Source organism: Georgenia satyanarayanai (genome assembly GCF_023715365.1).
Taxonomy (GTDB): Bacteria; Actinomycetota; Actinomycetes; order Actinomycetales; family Actinomycetaceae; genus Oceanitalea; species Oceanitalea satyanarayanai_B.
In genome coordinates this window covers 247,400-264,879 of the sequence record NZ_JAMBNZ010000001.1, presented here as the reverse complement: position 1 = coordinate 264,879, position 17,480 = coordinate 247,400, and the positions used below count along the sequence as shown (strand labels likewise).

Genomic DNA, 17,480 nt, shown 5'->3' with positions numbered 1-17,480 from the left:
GCCCCTCCCTCCCGCACGACCGCCCCAGAGACACGGAGCCCGCATGACCACGACCGAGCAGCAGACCACGATGACGCCCGAGCAGGCGGCGTGGTTCGCCGACACCTTCGAGAGGATCGTCTCCGCCGTCGGTGGGGCCGTCGTCGGCAAGGCCAACGTCATCCGGCTCGTCGTCACGACGATGCTCAGCGGCGGCCACGTGCTCCTCGAGGACGTCCCCGGTACGGGCAAGACCCAGCTCGCCCGCTCGCTCGCCGCGGCGGTGCAGACGACGAGCTCACGGATCCAGTTCACCCCGGACCTGCTGCCCTCCGACGTCACCGGCGTGTCGATCCTGGACCCCAAGACGCAGCAGTTCGAGTTCCACAAGGGCCCGATCTTCGCCTCCGTCGTCCTCGCCGACGAGATCAACCGCGCCTCGCCGAAGACCCAGTCCGCGCTCCTGGAGGTCATGGAGGAGGGGCGCGTGACCTTCGACGGCGTGCCCTACGACGTCGGGCGGCCCTTCATCGTGCTCGCCACCCAGAACCCCATCGAGCAGGCCGGCACCTACCGCCTGCCCGAGGCCCAGCTCGACCGCTTCCTCATGAAGACCTCGGTCGGCTACCCCGACCACAACGCGACCGTGAGCATCCTCGCGGCCGCCGCCACCCGCGACCGCGCGGGCGGGGTCACGCCCGTCATCACGGGCACCGCCGTCGTCGAGATGATCGAGCTCGCCGGCACCGTCCACGTCGACGCCGCCGTCCTCGAGTACGTCTCGCGCGTGGTCGCCGAGACCCGCCGCGCGGAGAACGTCACCGTCGGGGTCAGTGTCCGTGGCGCCATCTCCCTCATCCGCGCCGCCAAGACCTGGGCGGCCGCGCACGGGCGCAACTACGTCGTCCCGGACGACATCAAGGACCTCGCCGAGCCCGTCCTCGCGCACCGCATCGTGCTCGACGCCGAGGCGGAGTTCGAGGGGGCGACGGCGGCCGGCGCGATCCGCGGCGTCCTCGCCGAGATCGCCCCGCCCACCCGCCGCGGCGGCGACCAGTAACCCGTGAGCGAGCCCTCCACCACCACCCGGGGCCGCGCCGCCCTCTCCGAGCGACTGTCGGAGACCAGTGCGCTGCGGTCCCTGGTCGAGCGCACCCGCGGGCCGCGGCTCGGGATCGAGCGTGCCGCGAGGGCGGTGAGCGTCGCCGGTTGGGCGGTGCTCGTCGTCGGCCTCGTCGCCTGGGTCGCCGGGCGGCGCCTGGGCTGGGTCGAGCTCGTCGTCCTCGGCGCCACGCTCGTCACCACCTTCCTCGCGGCCCTCATCTTCACCCTCGGCCGCCACCCCTACGAGGTGAGCCTGCGCCTCAGCGACCGCCGCGTCGTCGTGGGGGAGCGGGCGATGGCGGGCGTCATCGTCCGCAACGCAGCCGCGCACCCGGTGCTGCCCGCCCGTGTCGAGCTGCCCGTCGGCGCCGCCGAGGTCGGCTTCCACCTGCCCGGCCTCGGGGCGGGTGAGGAGCACGAGGAGATCTTCGCGATCCCCACGAGCCGCAGAAGCGTCATCCCGGTCGGTCCGGTCCGCACCGTCCGCGGCGACCCCCTCGGCCTCATGCGCCGCGGCGTCGCCTGGGGCGACCCGCAGGAGCTCTACGTCCACCCCCGCACCGTCGTGCTCAGCTCCTCGGCCGCCGGCTTCATCCACGACCTGGAGGGCCGGCCCACCCGTGAGGTGACGAGCGCGGACCTGTCCTTCCACGCCCTGCGCGAGTACGTCCCCGGCGACGACCGCCGCTACGTCCACTGGCGCACCTCCGCGCGCGCCGGCAAGCTCATGGTCCGCCAGTTCGAGGAGACCCGCCGCTCCCACCTCGTCGTCGGGATGAGCCGCAATGAGCGCGACTACGGCGACGACGACGAGTTCGAGACCGCCGTCTCCACCCTCGGCTCCCTCGCCCTCCAGGCGATGCGCGAGGAGAAGGACCTCACCACCCTCACCAGCCACGAGACCCTGCGCGCCGTCTCCCCGGGCCAGTACCTCGACTCCCTCACCCGGCTCGAGCGCGGCGGCGGCCCCACGGGCGTGGTGTCGATCGCCCACCAGGTCAGCCGCGAGGTGGAGCGCGCCTCGATGGTCGTCCTCGTGTGCGGCTCGACCGTCACCCCTGACCAGCTGCGTGCCGCCGGCGCCGTGCTCCCCGTGGACGCGCGCGCCTTCGCCGTCCAGGTGGTCAGCGGCGCGGAGACCGCGGTCCACACCGTCGGCGTCGTCACCGTCCTCACGATCGGCGAGCTCTCCGAGCTGCGCCGCGGATTCCGGAAGGCCGAGCGCCGGTGAGCGACTACCTCGCGCTGCTGCGCGCCCGCTGGGTCGACGTCCTCGTCCCCGTCGGGCTCGTCCTCCTCGCCCTCGTCCCCCTCGTGCCCGTCTACGGCAGCGCCCGCCTCGTGGCGGCCGCGCTCGGGGGAGCGGTGCTCGGCACGCTCGTCGCGACGCTGGGCGCGTGGCGCCGGTGGACCACGCTCACGATCATCGCCGCGACCCTCGGGGCGACCGTCCTCGGCTCCTCCCTCGGGGCCCCGACGACGGCGCTGGCCGGGATCGTGCCGACCCCGCAGACCCTCGGTGCGGTCGGCAGCGGCGCGGTGACGTCCTGGAAGCAGGTCGTCACCCTCGCCCCGCCGCTCGGGGCGGTCGGCAACACGCTGACCGCGCCCTACCTCCTCGCCCTCCTCGCCACGCTCGTCGCGGTGACCGTCTCGCTGCGGACCCGCCGGCCGGCGTGGGCGCTCCTCGCGCCCGCCGTCGTCCTCGCCGGTGCGATCCTCCTCGGCACGGCCCGTGAGGTCCTCGCGCTGCCGCTCGCCCTCGTCGGCGCCCTCACCGGCCTGCTGTGGGCGACGTGGCGCACCGGGCGGCTGCAGCACGGGCGGCCGGTGGCCGTCCTCGTCCTCGTCGCGGTCGCCGCGGCCGGTGGCACCGGCGTCGGCCTCCTCGCCCCCGGGGACACCCACCGCGTCGTCCTGCGCGAGATCATCGAGCCGCCGCTGGACCCGCACGACTACCCCAGCCCGCTCGCGGGCTTCCGCTCCTACCTCAAGGACCACCGCGAGGACACGATCCTCACGGTGAGCGGCCTGCCCGCAGGCGCCCCGGTGCGCCTGGCGACGATGGACGCCTACGACGGCACGACGTGGGCCGTCGCCGGGAGCGCCGACGGCAGCGCCGCCGGCTCGGGCACCTTCACCCGCATCGGGGAGCGCGTCGAGGCCACCGTGCCCGACGACGCCGCCACGGTCGAGATCGAGCTCGGCGAGTACGCGGGGGTGTGGCTGCCCACGGTGGGACGCACCTACGACGTCGAGTTCGCCGGTCCGGACGCCACCGAGACCGGCCGCAACCTCTACTTCAACCGCGCCTCCGCCACCGGCATCGTCACGAGCGGGCTGCGCAAGGGCGACAGCTACTCCCTCCTCGCCACGCCCGTCGTCGAGCCCCCGGTCAGCGCCCTCGAGGGTGCTCCGCTCGGCCGCGTCGACCAGCCCGAGCTCTCCGGCGTGCCCGAGATGGTCGTCGCCGAGGCCTCGGCCATGGTCGCCTCGGCGGAGACCCCGCTCGCCCGGGTCCAGGCCCTCGTCGGTGGTCTGCAGGAGGGTTACTTCTCCCACGGCCTCGAGGGCGACGCGCCCTCGCTCGCCGGCCACGGCGCCGCCCGCCTCGCGCAGATGGTCACCGAGGAGCTGATGATCGGGGACGAGGAGCAGTACGCGGCCCTCATGGGCCTCCTCGGACGCGCCGTCGGCCTGCCCACCCGCGTGGTCATGGGCTTCGCGCCCGAGGCCGCCGGCGTCAGCGGCCCGGTGGAGATCACCGGCGACGACGTCACCGCCTGGGTCGAGGTCGCCTTCGAGGACCACGGCTGGGTGCCCTTCTACCCGACGCCGGACGAGGACCGCATCCCCCAGGTCGAGGAGCCGGAGCCGCAGGACCGCCCGCAGCCCCAGGTGCTCCAGCCGCCGCCGCCCGCGCAGGAGCCGCCCGACGCGCCCCCGATGGACCGCGACGAGGTCGACGCGGACGAGGAGGACGTCCCGGAGGACGAGCCGCTGAGCTACACGATGCTCATCGTCATCGGCGTGGGAGCCTCGATCCTCGTCCTGCTCCTCCCGCTCCTGCTCATCGTCCTGCTCAAGGTGCTGCGCCGGCGACGGCGGCGCACCCGCGGTAGCGGCTCCGGGCGGGTCGCCGGGGGCTGGGCGGAGGTCGTCGACCACGCCCGGGACCTCGGCGTCCCGGTCACCCCCTCGGGCACCCGCCACGAGCAGGCCCGCGACCTCGAGGACAGCCTCGCCGGCGGGCGCAGCACCCGGCGCCGCGGCGCGAGGCCGGTGGACGTCTCCCGGCTGGACACCGCCGCGCTCGCGCGGCACGCCGACGCCGGCGTCTTCGGCCCGGTGCTGCCCGACGAGGGTGCGGTCACCGGCTACTGGGAGCACGTGCAGTCCACCGAGGGCCGCCTGCGCGAGGCCGTGGGCCGCCGCCGCTGGCTACGCTCGCGGATCTCGCTCACCTCACTGCGAAAGGGCCGCTGATGCGGATCAAGCTCACGCTGCTGCGGACCTCTGCCGAGCCGGCCGACCTCGCGGTCACCGTCGACGGCACCGCCACGGTCGCCGAGCTCGCCCGCGCGCTCGCCGAGACCGACCCCGTCCCCACGCTGCTCTCCGAGCAGGACCGCCGCGAGCTCACCCTGCGCATCCACGGCACCCCGGGCTCGGAGGACCGCACCACCCGGCTGCTCCTGCCCGAGGACGCCGCCGCCGAGACGGTCCGGTCCGGCTCGGTCGTGTCGCTCGCGCAGGCCGCGGCCCGCTTCGACGGCGCGGGCGGGGACCTGCCGGCCGCCGCGCGCCTCACCGTCATCGACGGGCCCGACGCCGGCCTGGAGGTCACCCTCCCTGAGGGCACCTCGATCATCGGCCGCGGCAAGGGCTGCGACGTGCGGCTCTCGGACCCCACGATCTCCAAGGAGCACGCGCGCCTCGCCGTCACCGACATCATCGAGATCGTCGACCTGCGCAGCGCCAACGGCCTGCTCATGGGGGACGGCCTCGTCCAGCGTGCGGCGTTGCTGCCCGAGGACACCGTCACCCTCGGGGACACGACGATCCAGGTGACCCGGATCGCGGCCAGCCGGCACGCGGCGCCCGGGGCGGCGCACGTGGAGTTCAACCGGTCCCCGCGGCTCGCGCCCGTCTACGAGGGTGAGGAGCACGAGGCGCCCAAGCCGCCCGAGCCGCCGAAGCCGACGAAGTTCCCGATCGTCATCCTGCTCATCCCGCTGCTCATGGCACCGATCTTCCTCATGGTCGGCCGCGGCGCCCTGGGCATGGTCTTCATGCTGATGATGCCGCTCATGGTCATCGGCAACTACATCGACAGACGGGTGACCGGCAAGCGGGAGTACCGCGCCGCCATCGAGCAGTTCGGACAGTCCGTCGATCTCATGCGTACCGAGATGGAGGTCGAGCGCGAACGCGAGCGGACGACCCGGCTGGGGGAGTCCCCCGCCGTGCAGGACGTCCGCAGCTCCGCCCTCGCGCTGGAGCCGCTGCTGTGGACCCGGCGCCCCGAGCACGAGGCCTACCTCGACCTGCGCCTCGGGCTGGGCAGGCTGCCCTCCCGCGCCACGGTCAAGCTGCCCGCGCGCAACGACGCCATCCCCGAGCACTGGGAGATGGTGAGCGCCCTCAAGGAGGACTTCCGCGAGATCGACGGCGTCCCCGCCACGGTCCAGCTCCGCGAGAGCGGCGCACTCGGCCTGGCCGGCCCGCGACACATCCTGGACGACGTCGCGCGAGCGGCCGTCGCCCAGCTCGTCACCCTCCACTCCCCGGCCGAGCTCGTCCTCACCGTCGCGACCTCCGCCGCCAGCGCCGCCCGCTGGGACTGGACGAAGTGGCTTCCGCACGTCGGCTCGGTGCACTCCCCGCTGGACGGCCCGCACGTCGGGTCCAACCAGGCCGGCGTCATCCAGCTCGTCGGGAAGATCGAGGGTCTGCTCGACGCGCGCCGCCGCGCCGCCACGCCCGCCTCCAAGCTCTACCTGCCCACGCTCGTCCTCCTCGTCGAGGACGACGCCCCCATCGAGCGCGGCCGCCTCGTGCGGATCGCGGAGGAGGGTCCCGCCGTCGGGATCCACGTCCTGTGGTGCGCCCCCGCCCAGGAGCGTCTGCCCGCCGTGTGCCGCACCTTCCTCACCGTCTCGACGACGGCGGACGGCGCGACGGCCGGCTACGTCAAGCAGGGGGCCGCGGTCCGCCCGCTCGCGTGCGACACGGTGAGCGAGGACCAGGTCCTCGCCCTGGCCAAGCACCTGGCCGCCGTCGTCGACGCCGGCGCGCCCGTCGACGACGCCTCCGACCTGCCCGCCCGCGTCTCCTACCTCGGCCTCATCGGCCCGGAGACGGCGGAGGGCCCGGCCGCCACCCTCGAGCGGTGGCGCGAGAACGGCTCGCTCACGCCGCGCGACGGCAGCCCGCCGCAGCGGCGCCGGCACGACGCGAACCTGCGCGCCCTCATCGGACAGGCGGCCACCGAGCCCTTCACCCTCGACCTGCGCACCCAGGGCCCCCACGCCCTCGTCGGTGGCACCACCGGCGCCGGCAAGTCGGAGTTCCTCCAGTCCTGGGTCCTCGGCATGGCCGCCGCGCACAGCCCCGACCGGGTGACCTTCCTCTTCGTCGACTACAAGGGTGGCTCGGCCTTCGCCGACTGCGTCGACCTGCCCCACACCGTGGGCCTCGTCACCGACCTGTCCCCGCACCTGGTGCGCCGCGCGCTCACCTCCCTGCGCGCCGAGCTGCACTTCCGCGAGCACCTCCTCAACCGCAAGGGCGCCAAGGACCTCCTCGCCCTCGAGCGGACCGGGGACCCGGAGTGCCCGCCGAGCCTCATCATCATCGTCGACGAGTTCGCGGCCCTCGCCACCGAGGTGCCCGAGTTCGTCGACGGCGTCGTCGACGTCGCCCAGCGCGGCCGCTCCCTGGGCCTGCACCTCGTCCTCGCCACCCAGCGTCCCGCCGGCGTCATCAAGGACAACCTGCGCGCCAACACCAACCTGCGCGTCGCGCTGCGGATGAACGACGAGTCCGACTCCAAGGACGTCCTCGGCCTGCCCGTCGCCGCCGGCTTCGACCCCTCCCTCCCGGGCCGCGGTGCGGCCCGGACCGGCCCCGGGCGCGTCACCATGTTCCAGACCGGCTACGCCGGCGGCCGCTCGACGACGGCGCGGCCCAAGCCGCAGGTCGAGGTGGAGACCCTCGCGATGGGCGCCGGCACCCGCTGGGAGCGCCCGGAGCGGGCCGAGGAGGTCGAGCCGGCAGGCCCCGTCGACGAAGGCCCCACCGACATCCGGCGGGTGGTCGACTCCATCGCGGCGGCCGCCGTCAGTGCCGGTGTGCCCGCGCCCCGCAAGCCGTGGCTGCCCACGCTCGCCCAGGTCCAGGACCTGTCCGCGCTGCACCCGCGCTCCGACTCCGCGCTGCCGCTCGGCGTTGTCGACGACCCCGCGCACCAGCGGCAGACCACCACCTACTACCGCCCCGACGTCGACGGCAACATCGCCTTCTACGGCGGCAGCGGCGCGGGCAAGTCCACCGCGCTGCGGACCCTCGCCATTGCCGCGGGCATCACGCCCAAGGGCGGGCCGGTCCAGGTCTACGCCCTCGACTTCGCCTCCGGCGGGCTCACTGCCCTGGAGGGCCTGCCGCACGTGGGCTCGGTCATCGACGGGGACGACGCCGAGCGCGTCCAGCGCCTGCTGCGCCAGCTGCGCGAGACCGTCGAGGAGCGTTCGGGACGGTACGCCGAGGCCCGGGCGAGCACGATCGAGGAGTACCGGACGATCGCCGGCCGGCCCGACGAGCCGCGAATCCTGCTCCTCATCGACGGCTACGGCGCGTTCCGCAGCGAGTGGGAGTCCATCGGCGCCCGGATGCCCTTCTACCAGCTGTTCCTCCAGCTGCTCGTCGACGGCCGAGGTGCCGGCGTGCACGTCGCAGTCACCGCGGACCGCGCCGGGTCCATCCCGTCCTCGGTGGCCGGCAGCCTGCCGCGCAAGGTGGTCATGCGGCAGGTCGACACCAACGCCTACGCGATGCTCGGGGCGCCCAAGGACGTCCTGGACGAGTCCTCCCCGCCCGGGCGCGCCATCGCCGGCGGCCTGGAGATGCAGGTCGCCGTGCTCGGCGGCTCGCCGAACCTCGCCGAGCAGGTCCGCGCGATCGAGAAGCTCGCCGGCACCCTGCGCCGGGCCGGGGTGCCCGAGGCACCCGCCGTGCGGCGCCTGCCCGAGATCATCCCGGCCGACACGATGCCGCGGGCCCTGGCCGGGCGGCCGGTGGTCGGCGTCGCCGACGACACCCTGGAGCCGGTGGGCATCGAGGCACTGGGCACCTTCCTGCTCGCCGGCCCGCCGCAGTCCGGGCGCACCAACGCCCTGCACTGGCTGGTCAGCTCGATCCAGCGTGCCCACCCCGAGGCCCGCTTCCTGTACTTCGGGGCGCGCCGCTCCGGGCTGCGGAGCCTGGACCTGTGGGACGAGGCCGCCACGGGCCCGGCGGACGTCGCCGAGCTCGCCAAGGCTGTCGTCGGGGACCTCAAGGAACCGCCGCCGGAGGGCCAGGTGGGGACCGTTGTCGTCATCGAGGCGCTCGCGGACTTCCTTACCAGCCCGGCCGACCAGCCCCTCGTCGAGGTGATCAAGGCGGTCAAGCGCAACGAGCACCTCGTTGTCGGGGAGGGCGACACGAGCACCTGGGGGGCCTCCTGGCCGTTGATCGCCGAGATCCGTAACGGCCGCCGGGGGCTGGCGCTGCAGCCGGACCAGATGGAGGGCGACTCGCTCTTCCGCACCTCCTTCCCGCGCGTCCAGCGCAAGGAGTTCCCGGTCGGCCGCGGCATGCTCGTCGACAAGGCCAAGGTCCGCCGCGTCCAGCTCCCTCTCCTCGGCGGCTGACCCCCCACGACTCCGCATATGCGCGATTCTGGCGGCCCGGGTGCCCGTCGGGCCGCCATAATCCCGCATATGCGTGGAGGGGTGGGGGGCAGGGGAGTTCTCCCCATGGGGCGGGCGCGACAAGCGGGGTGCGCAGCCGGTAGGAATGTCCCTGTGAGACCTCGCCGGTGGGCGGTGGGGCACCAATGTGAAGGAGACACCTCGTGGCCAACATCAACGTGACCTACGAAGAGATGGACAACGCCGCCAGCTACCTGGTGACCAACAAGGAGGAGGTCCAGACGACGCTCTCCGCCCTGCGGGACTACATCGAGAACCTGGTGAACTCCGGCTTCGTCACCGACCAGGCCTCCACGGCGTTCAACCAGACGTACCAGGACTTCACCACCAACGCCACCGAGGTCATCGAGAACCTCACCAACCTCGGCAACTACCTCACCAGCGCTGCTGAGCAGATGCGAGCCACCGACGAGGCGCTCGCCGCTCAGGCGCGCGGCTGACTCAGGCGTCTCCGCCGGGTACGGGTCCACGGGCCCGTGCCCGGCGGTGTGCGTTGCACACACCACTCGAGAGGACGACGACGGTGCGCGAGGCGCTCCTGCCGAGGGCGGCGCTGCCCTACCTGGACGTGGCGGTCCCCGCGCACACCCACCACGCCGAGCTCGCCCCGCTGCGGCGCGAGGCGCTCGACGTCCTCGCCGCCGGCTACCGCTCCACCGGCCGCACCCTCCTGGGCCTCCTCGCCTGGGCGCTGACCGCCGCAGGAGCCACCCTCCTCGCCGTGCTCCCGTGGCAGGGCCTGACGACGACGACGACGGCGGCCCTCGCCGTCGCCGCGGCGCTCGTCCTGGCCGCGGGGCTGTGGCTCGCCACGGGCGTGCTGCGCGCCGGGCGGCGCCTCGCCGTCGCCGCGGCCGCGTGGCTGCGCGTGCCCGCCGCCGGCGCGAGCGACACCGACGCCGGCGGGCTGCTCGCCGTCCTGCGCTGGCGGGCCGCGCTCGCCGCCGCCGCGGCCGCGGCGGCCGTCGCGCTCACCGTCACCCTGGCCTGGGCGCTGGCCCGCACCGGCACCCTCGGTGGCGCCTACCTCGGCGCCTCCGGCACCGCGGCCCTGCCGGACGCCACCCGCGCCGTCGTCATCGCGGTGCTCGGCGTCGCGGCACTGACCGCCGCGGGCGTCGCCGTGGGCACCTTCGGTGGCGTGCGCGTCGTCCTCGAGGCGGCCTGGACCCGCCCCACCGTGGCGAGCGAGCCGGCCGCCGCGCCCCGGCACCCGGCGAGCTTCGCGCCGCCGCCTCCCGCCGTCCTTGCCGCCGGGCCCGCGCCGCTCGGGCCGCCGACCGTCGAGCTCGACCTGTCCTCCGTCCGCGCCGCGCTCGCCGGCCCGGAGAGCGCCGCGCCGGGCGGTCCCGGGGAGCCCCGCGTGGAGGTCGTCCTGCCCGACGGACGCCGGCTGCGGCCGGGGACCACGCTCGTCGGGCGTCGGCCCCAGGCCCGGCCCGAGGACGTCGTCGACGACGTCGTCGTCCTCACCGACCAGACCGTGACGAAGACGCACGCCACCATCACCGTCGAGGGCGCCCAGGTGCGCGTCGTCGACCGCGCGTCGACGAACGGTACGCTGCTCGAGGCTCCCGACGGGTCCCTCGTCCGCTGCCGCCCGTGGCAGGTCACGACTGTCCGGGCACCCGCGATCATCCACCTGGGACGGACACGGCTGCACGTGCGAGCCGGCGCCGCCCGACGTCCGCTCGAGGTCGCCTGACATGCCGCTCACGCCCCCCGCCGCCCGCCCCTGGCTGGGCCCGGACTCCCGCAACCGCTCGTGGCCCGGCCACGGCGCGATGATGATCCGTCGCGCCGAGGCCCTCGGTGACCTCTCCGCTGCCCTCGGCTCCTGGGCCCGCCTCGGCCTCGCGGCCCTTGCCTGGGCGCTCGGCGCCGGGGGAGCGGTGCTCGTGGGACGCGGCGTCGCCGACGGCGGGGAGGGCTTCGCGTCCGCCGTCGGGATCGGGCTCCTCCTGGCCGCCACGGTGCTCGGCGGGATCCTCGTCGCGACCGGCTCGGCCCTGGCCCGCGCCACCGCCGGCTGGTGGACGCTGGCCACCGCCGTCCGTGCCGACGGCGGCCGCGTCGACGCGACGACGGCGGACCCCGACACCCTGCGCGCCCACGAGGAGGCCGTCGCGGCCGACCGCACCTCCGGTGCCGGGGAGCTGTGGCGCCCGCCGCTGCTGCCGCGCACCCTCGTGGTCCTGCTCCTCAGCGCGGCGGCCGTCGTGCTAGCCACGCGCGCCGTCCTCGGCTACGGGCAGGCCTCCACCCCCTACGCCGCCGACGACGTGCGCGGGGAGTGGCTGACCCAGGCACTCCTCACGCTCGTGTGCCTCCTGCCGGCGCTGCTCACCGCGAGCGGCCTGCGCCGGGTGCACCGCGCCCGCATGCACCGCGTCGCCCACGACGAGCCGGCGTCCGCCGACCCCGGCGTCGCGGGCCTCACCCCGGCCGTCGGTAGCGGCTCGATCGTCGTCGGCGGCCGCGTGCCCGACGCCGGCACCCCGCCGCCCGGGGTGCCCGATTCGCCCGGCCCCGCGCCGGCGCCGCCGCCCATGCCCGCACCCGCACCTGCACCGCAGGAGGCGGCCGGTGCACCTGTCGCGGCTGTCGCGCCTGCCGCGGACACTGCGGTCGCCGGTCGCGAGCCTGCCGACGCTACGCTCGCCGGTCGCGAGCCTGCCGGGACACCGCTCGACGGTCACGAGCCTGCCGGCGCACCGCACCCCGCGGTGCGCCTGTCCGACGGCCGCGTCCTCGCGCCCGGCCGCACCCTCGTCGGGCGCTCGCCGCAGCCCCGCGCCGAGGAGGAGCCGGCCGCCCTCCTCCCCGTCGCCGACGACCGCGTGTCCAAGACCCACCTCACCGTGACGGTCGAGCCCGGCCGCGTCGTCGTCCTCGACCGCGGGTCGACGAACGGCACCGTGCTCCACCTGCCCGACGGGCAGAACCGTCCACTGAGGCCCGGCGAGCCGGTCGAGCTGCGTGAGGGCGACGTCGTCGTCCTCGGCGCGACGACGCTGACGGTCGGCGACGCCGACGTCGAGCACACCGTCCTGCGCGAGCCCCGGTGACCGGCGCGGCCGGCCGCGCGAGGTTCGTGACGAGTCCGGACGACATCCCCCTGACGTCCGTCGCGGAGTTCCGCCTGGCCGCGCGGCAGGTGTACGCCCACCACCGGCCCGGGTCGGTGTCCCTGGGCATCTACGGCACGTGGTCGGCGCTCGGGGCCGCCATCGCAGTCCTCGGCTTCGGGCTCGGCGGCCTGGCCGTCACCCCGATGTCCTGGTGGTTCGTGCTCGCCGGGGTGCTCTTCCTCGGCCTCGTCGTCCGGCGGACGAGGAACGTCTTCCGCCGTGCCGCGGCGACGCGGGCGCAGGTCCTCGCGCTGAGCCGTGACGTCGACGCCCGTGCGGCGCGCGAGGAGATTCCGCTGACGCCGCCCGGCTGGCAGGGCGCTCCTCCCGCGCCGCCGGGCGGGTGAGACTCGGGCCGGGCCGCGTGGCGGGGTGCGCTAGAGTCGGTGGCGTGCACCACGTCAGGAGTCTTCTCCTCCTTCGCTGCCGCGGCGAGGCCCTCTAGCAGCCGGCCCCTCGTCGCGGTGTCTCTCGTGCCCGGCGCACCAGACAACAGCGAAGTGGATGAACGATGAAGACCCGCAGCTTCTCCAACGACCAGCAGCCCTCGCGGATGCCGATCGGCAAGTACCGCCCCTTCCACGAGGTCAACGGCATCGACCTGCCGGACCGCCAGTGGCCCTCGCGCAGGATCACCCAGGCGCCGCGCTGGCTCTCGACGGACCTGCGTGACGGCAACCAGGCGCTCATCGAGCCGATGGACCCGGCCCGCAAGCGCCGCATGTTCGACCTCCTCGTCTCGATGGGCTACAAGGAGATCGAGGTCGGCTTCCCGGCCGCGAGCCAGACGGACTTCGACTTCGTCCGCTCGATCATCGAGGACGGCGCGATCCCCGAGGACGTGACGATCTCCGTCCTCACCCAGGCCCGCACCGAGCTCATCCAGCGGACGATCGACTCCCTCGTCGGCGCCGCCCGCGGCACTGTCCACCTGTACAACGCGACGGCGCCGGTCTTCCGGGACATCGTCTTCCGGGGCGGCCGAGAGGCCACCAAGGAGCTCGCCGTCGCCGGGACCCGCGAGGTCATGGCCTACGCCGAGAAGGTCCTCGCCCCCGAGGCAGTCTTCTCCTACGAGTACTCGCCCGAGATCTTCATCGACACCGAGATCGACTACGCCCTGGAGGTGTGCGAGGCGGTCATGGACGTGTGGCAGCCCGACGCCGGCCGCGAGATCGTCCTCAACCTCCCCGCCACGGTCGAGCGCGCCACCCCGAACGTCTACGCCGACCAGATCGAGTGGATGAGCCGCAACCTCTCCCGCCGGGAGTTCGTCGCGCTGTCCGTCCACCCGCACAACGACCGCGGCACCGCCGTCGCCTCCGCCGAGCTCGCGGTCATGGCCGGCGCGGACCGCGTGGAGGGCTGCCTCTTCGGCCAGGGCGAGCGCACGGGCAACGTGGACCTCGTCACCCTGGGCATGAACCTCTTCAGCCAGGGCATCGACCCGCAGATCGACTTCTCCGACATCGACGGGATCCGGCGCACCGTCGAGCAGTGCACCCAGATGGACGTCCACCCCCGCCACCCCTACGGCGGCGATCTCGTCTACACCGCCTTCTCCGGCTCCCACCAGGACGCCATCAAGAAGGGCTTCACGGTCCGCGAGGAGCGCGTCGCCGCTGCCGGCGGCGACGCGACCGCCGTGCCGTGGGACGTGCCCTACCTGCCGGTGGACCCGCTGGACGTGGGCCGCAGCTACGAGGCGGTCGTGCGCGTCAACTCCCAGTCCGGCAAGGGCGGGGTGGCCTACCTGCTGGCCAGCACCCGCAACCTCGACCTGCCGCGCCGCCTGCAGATCGAGTTCTCCGGCGTGGTCCAGAAGGTCACCGACGCCTACGGCGGGGAGATCAGCGCCGAGCGCCTGTGGGACATCTTCTGCGACGAGTACCTGCCCGCCCCGGCCGGCTCCGGCCTGGCCTCGTGGGGCCGCTTCGCGCTGCGCGGCACGACGCTGACCTCCGGCGGTGAGGGGGAGGGCGCGACCCTGTCGATGGAGATCGTCGACGGCGGCGTCTCCAGGCAGCTGACGACGACGGGCAACGGCCCGGTCGACGCCTTCACCAACGCCTTCACCGAGCTCGGAGCCGAGGTCAACGTCCTCGACTACGCCGAGCACGCCCTGTCGACCGGTGGGGACGCGACCGCCGCCGCCTACGTCGAGTGCGAGGTCGACGGCCAGGTGCTGTGGGGCGTGGGCATCGACCCGTCGATCACGACGGCGTCCTTCCAGGCCATCGTCTCCGCCGTCAACCGCGCGGTCCGCTAGCCCCTCCGCGGCGTCCTCCGCCCGCCGCGCCCCACCGGGCGCGGCGGGCGAGGGCGGGGTTTCTGGGCGGTCGGCCTAGCATCGGAGAAATGGCCTCCCTCCCCTCCCCGGCTCGTGCCGACGCGACGGTCCGTCGCGTCGTCCCGTGGGCCGTCGTCGTCGGTGTCGTCCTCGTCGCTCTCAACCTCCGCGGGCCGATCCTCGCGCCCGCCCCCGTCCTCGGGCTGCTGCGCGAGGACCTCGGACTGTCCTCCACGACCGCGGGTCTGCTGACGAGCCTGCCGGTCCTGTGCTTCGCCCTCGCCGGGCCGCTCGTGCCGCGGCTCATCCGCCGGGTCGGTCCGGACGGCGCGGTGCTCGCCTGCCTGCTCGGCATCCTCGCCGGCACGATCGTGCGCTCGTCCGGGGGCACGGCCAACGTGTTCCTCGGGACGGTGGTCATCGGCGCCGCGATCATGATCGGCAACATCGTCGTCCCGGTGATCATCCGCCGTGACGTGCCCTATCACCGGGCCGCCGCCGTCACCGGGCTGTACACCGCCTCGCTCAACATCGGCGGGACCCTCACCTCGCTGGGCACCGTGCCGCTGGCCGACGCCGTGGGCTGGCGCTGGGCGCTGGCGCTGTGGGGCGTGCTCGCCGTCGTCGGCCTGCTCTACTGGGTGCGCCTGCGCGCGCGCCGGTCGGCCGCCGTCGCGGAGGCGGACCAGGCGGCCCGCTCCGGCGGCGCGTCGACGCGCGTGTCACCGTCGGTCAGCCGCATCGCCTGGCTGCTCGTCCTCGCCCTGGGCTGCCAGACCTTCGCCTACTACGGACTGTCCGGCTGGCTGCCCACCATGCTGACGGACACGCAAGCCCTGGACCCGGCAGCAGCCGGGTCCGCCGCGTCCCTCTTCCAGCTCTTCTCCGTGCTCGGTGCCCTCGGGGTGCCGCTGCTGGCCGCCCGCACGCCCGGGTGGGTCCCGATGGCCGTCATCGCGGTCAGCTGGGTGGCCATGCCCGTGGGCCTGCTCCTCGCGCCGGGCGCCTTCGTCCTCTGGGCGCTCTTCGGCGCGATCGGCCACGGCGGGGCCTTCACCGCGATCCTGTCGATCATCGCCCAGACGAGCGGCAGCGACCGCGAGGCGGCCACGGTCTCCGCCCGCGTCCAGACCGGCAGCTACGTGGCCGCGGCCTCCGCCGGCCCGGTCGTCGGCGCCCTCAGCTCCGCGACCGGCGGGTGGACCGGACCGCTGCTCCTCGTCCTGGGGGCCGTGCTCACCTTCAGCGCCGCGGGCGTGAGCGCCGCCGTCATGGCCCAGCGCCACCGCTCCGCCTGAGTGACCGCCGGCCGCGGACCGCGGCCACCCCCCTGGGACGCACACCCGGGCGCCTGGACGCACCTCCCGCCGGTCGCGGGCGGACGAAAGGTGCGTCCCAGAGGGAGCCGGCCGGACCGGCGAGCCGGGTCGCTGCCGGGGCGCGGGGCGGGGGACAATGGACCGGTGAAGCTCTACCGGGACGAGGCCGTGGTGCTGCGCACCCACAAGCTCGGTGAGGCAGACCGGATCATCACCCTGCTCACCCGCGCCCACGGCCGGGTCCGGGCGGTGGCCAAGGGCGTGCGCCGGACGAGCTCGAAGTTCGGGGCCCGCCTGGAGCCCTTCTCGCTCGTCGACGTCCAGCTCCACATCGGGCGCAGCCTCGACATCATCACCCAGGTGGAGTCCCAGGCCGCCTACGGGCGCTCGCTCGGCTCGGACTACTCCCTGTACACGACGGCGACGGCGATGGTCGAGACCGCCGAGCGGCTCACCGAGGAGGAGGCGGAGCCCGCGCCGCAGCAGTACCTCCTGCTCGTCGGCGCGCTCCACGCGCTGGCCACCCGCCGCCACCCGGCGAGCCTGGTCCTCGACTCCTACCTCCTGCGCTCCCTCGCCGTCGCCGGCTGGGCGCCGAGCTTCGACGACTGCGCCCAGTGCGGCCGTCCCGGCCCGCACCACGCCTTCCACGTCGCCCAGGGGGGCGCGGTCTGCGACCGCTGCCGCCCGCCGGGCTCCTCCGCGCCCGCGCCGCAGACCCTCGAGCTCCTCGGCGCGCTGCTCTCGGGGGACTGGCCCGCCGCCGAGTCCTCCGCCCAGCGCGAGCGGGACGAGGCCTCCGGCCTCGTCGCCGCCCACCTCCAGTACCACCTCGAGCGCCAGCTGCGCTCCCTGCGTCACGTGGAGCGCGTGTGAGCCCGGTGCCGCCCCCGCCGCACCCCTCCGGCGCCCGTCCGCCGGTGGTCGATGCCCGCTTCGTGCCGGGGCACGTCGCCGTCGTCATGGACGGCAACGGGCGGTGGGCCAACGCGCGCGGGCTGCCGCGCGTGGAGGGGCACAAGGCGGGGGAGGCGAGCCTCCTCGACCTCGTGGCCGGCGCCATCGAGATCGGCGTCACCCACGTCTCGGCCTACGCCTTCTCCACCGAGAACTGGAAGCGCTCCCCCGAGGAGGTGCGCTTCCTCATGGGCTTCAACCGTGACGTCCTGCGCCGCCGGCGCGACCAGATGCACGAGTGGGGCGTGCGGGTGCGCTGGGCCGGGCGCCGGCCGCGGCTGTGGCGCTCGGTGATCTCCGAGCTCGAGGAGGCCGAGCGGCTCACCGCCGGCAACGACGTGTGCACGCTGACGATGTGCGTCAACTACGGCGGACGCGCCGAGATCGCCGACGCCGCCAAGCAGATCGCCCGCGAGGTCGCCGCCGGGCGGCTCAACCCCGAGAAGGTCACCGAACGGACCGTCGCGCGCTACCTCGACGAGCCCGAGCTGCCCGACGTCGACCTCTTCCTGCGCACCTCCGGGGAGCAGCGCACGTCCAACTTCATGCTGTGGCAGGCCGCCTACGCCGAGATGGTCTTCCTCGAGGAGCACTGGCCCGACGTCGACCGCCGCAGCCTGTGGCGCGCCGTCGAGATCTACGCCTCCCGCGACCGTCGCTACGGCGGCGCCATCGACGCCACGACGACCGAGTAACCCGCCCCCACCCCTCCGCCGACAGCTGGATT

Annotated in this window: 12 protein-coding genes; all 12 read left to right on the top strand. The window is 74.7% G+C overall.

Going from position 1 to position 17,480, the window contains the following annotated elements; genetic code table 11:
* Window positions 1–43: 43 nt before the first annotated feature.
* The 12 genes from M3148_RS01205 to M3148_RS01150 all read left to right on the top strand — a co-directional run bounded on the left by M3148_RS01205 (window position 44) and on the right by M3148_RS01150 (window position 17,448).
* Window positions 44–1,039, top strand: a complete 996-nt coding sequence (locus M3148_RS01205; protein WP_251302820.1) for an AAA family ATPase — start codon at window positions 44–46, stop codon at window positions 1,037–1,039.
* A 3-nt stretch (window positions 1,040–1,042) separates the two neighbouring features.
* Window positions 1,043–2,314, top strand: coding sequence for a DUF58 domain-containing protein (locus tag M3148_RS17680; RefSeq protein WP_251302819.1), 1,272 nt, complete (start codon window positions 1,043–1,045; stop codon window positions 2,312–2,314).
* Window positions 2,311–4,569 carry a transglutaminase-like domain-containing protein gene (locus M3148_RS01195; RefSeq protein ID WP_251302818.1) on the top strand — a complete coding sequence of 753 codons (2,259 nt, stop codon included), beginning with the start codon at window positions 2,311–2,313 and terminating at the stop codon, window positions 4,567–4,569. Before M3148_RS17680 ends, M3148_RS01195 begins: the two co-directional genes overlap by 4 nt.
* On the top strand, window positions 4,569–8,996 hold the full coding sequence (locus M3148_RS01190; RefSeq protein WP_251302817.1) for an FtsK/SpoIIIE domain-containing protein: 4,428 nt from the start codon (window positions 4,569–4,571) through the stop codon (window positions 8,994–8,996). The genes M3148_RS01195 and M3148_RS01190 overlap by 1 nt, the downstream gene beginning before the upstream one ends.
* 203 nt (window positions 8,997–9,199) lie before the next feature.
* Window positions 9,200–9,496: a WXG100 family type VII secretion target gene (locus M3148_RS01185; protein WP_251302816.1), complete on the top strand. Its 297-nt coding sequence runs from the start codon at window positions 9,200–9,202 to the stop codon at window positions 9,494–9,496.
* A gap of 83 nt (window positions 9,497–9,579) precedes the next feature.
* Window positions 9,580–10,761: an FHA domain-containing protein gene (locus tag M3148_RS01180; RefSeq protein ID WP_251302815.1), complete on the top strand. Its 1,182-nt coding sequence runs from the start codon at window positions 9,580–9,582 to the stop codon at window positions 10,759–10,761.
* A 1-nt stretch (window position 10,762) separates the two neighbouring features.
* Window positions 10,763–12,124, top strand: coding sequence for an FHA domain-containing protein (locus tag M3148_RS01175; RefSeq protein WP_251302814.1), 1,362 nt, complete (start codon window positions 10,763–10,765; stop codon window positions 12,122–12,124).
* A 26-nt stretch (window positions 12,125–12,150) separates the two neighbouring features.
* The gene (locus M3148_RS01170; RefSeq protein ID WP_251302813.1) at window positions 12,151–12,534 is read left to right on the top strand and encodes a hypothetical protein; all 384 of its coding nucleotides are present in this window, start codon (window positions 12,151–12,153) and stop codon (window positions 12,532–12,534) included.
* A gap of 164 nt (window positions 12,535–12,698) precedes the next feature.
* Entirely contained in the window at window positions 12,699–14,456 is a 1,758-nt protein-coding gene (gene leuA, locus M3148_RS01165) for a 2-isopropylmalate synthase (RefSeq protein WP_251302812.1), read from the top strand.
* Between the two features lie 89 nt (window positions 14,457–14,545).
* The gene (locus M3148_RS01160; RefSeq protein ID WP_251302811.1) at window positions 14,546–15,775 is read left to right on the top strand and encodes an MFS transporter; all 1,230 of its coding nucleotides are present in this window, start codon (window positions 14,546–14,548) and stop codon (window positions 15,773–15,775) included.
* Window positions 15,776–15,940: 165 nt separating this feature from the next.
* Entirely contained in the window at window positions 15,941–16,672 is a 732-nt protein-coding gene (gene recO / locus M3148_RS01155) for a DNA repair protein RecO (RefSeq protein ID WP_251302810.1), read from the top strand.
* Window positions 16,669–17,448, top strand: coding sequence for an isoprenyl transferase (locus M3148_RS01150; RefSeq protein WP_251302809.1), 780 nt, complete (start codon window positions 16,669–16,671; stop codon window positions 17,446–17,448). Before recO ends, M3148_RS01150 begins: the two co-directional genes overlap by 4 nt.
* Window positions 17,449–17,480 lie beyond the last annotated feature (32 nt).

What these genes read in the sequence shown, in the direction of transcription:
- M3148_RS01160 (WP_251302811.1), top strand. Translation starts at nt 14,546, where the DNA reads ATGGCCTCCCTCCCCTCCCCGGCTCGTGCCGACGCGACGGTCCGTCGC.
- M3148_RS01190 (WP_251302817.1), top strand. Translation starts at nt 4,569, where the DNA reads ATGCGGATCAAGCTCACGCTGCTGCGGACCTCTGCCGAGCCGGCCGAC.
- M3148_RS01205 (WP_251302820.1), top strand. Translation starts at nt 44, where the DNA reads ATGACCACGACCGAGCAGCAGACCACGATGACGCCCGAGCAGGCGGCG.
- leuA (WP_251302812.1), top strand. Translation starts at nt 12,699, where the DNA reads ATGAAGACCCGCAGCTTCTCCAACGACCAGCAGCCCTCGCGGATGCCG.
- M3148_RS01175 (WP_251302814.1), top strand. Translation starts at nt 10,763, where the DNA reads ATGCCGCTCACGCCCCCCGCCGCCCGCCCCTGGCTGGGCCCGGACTCC.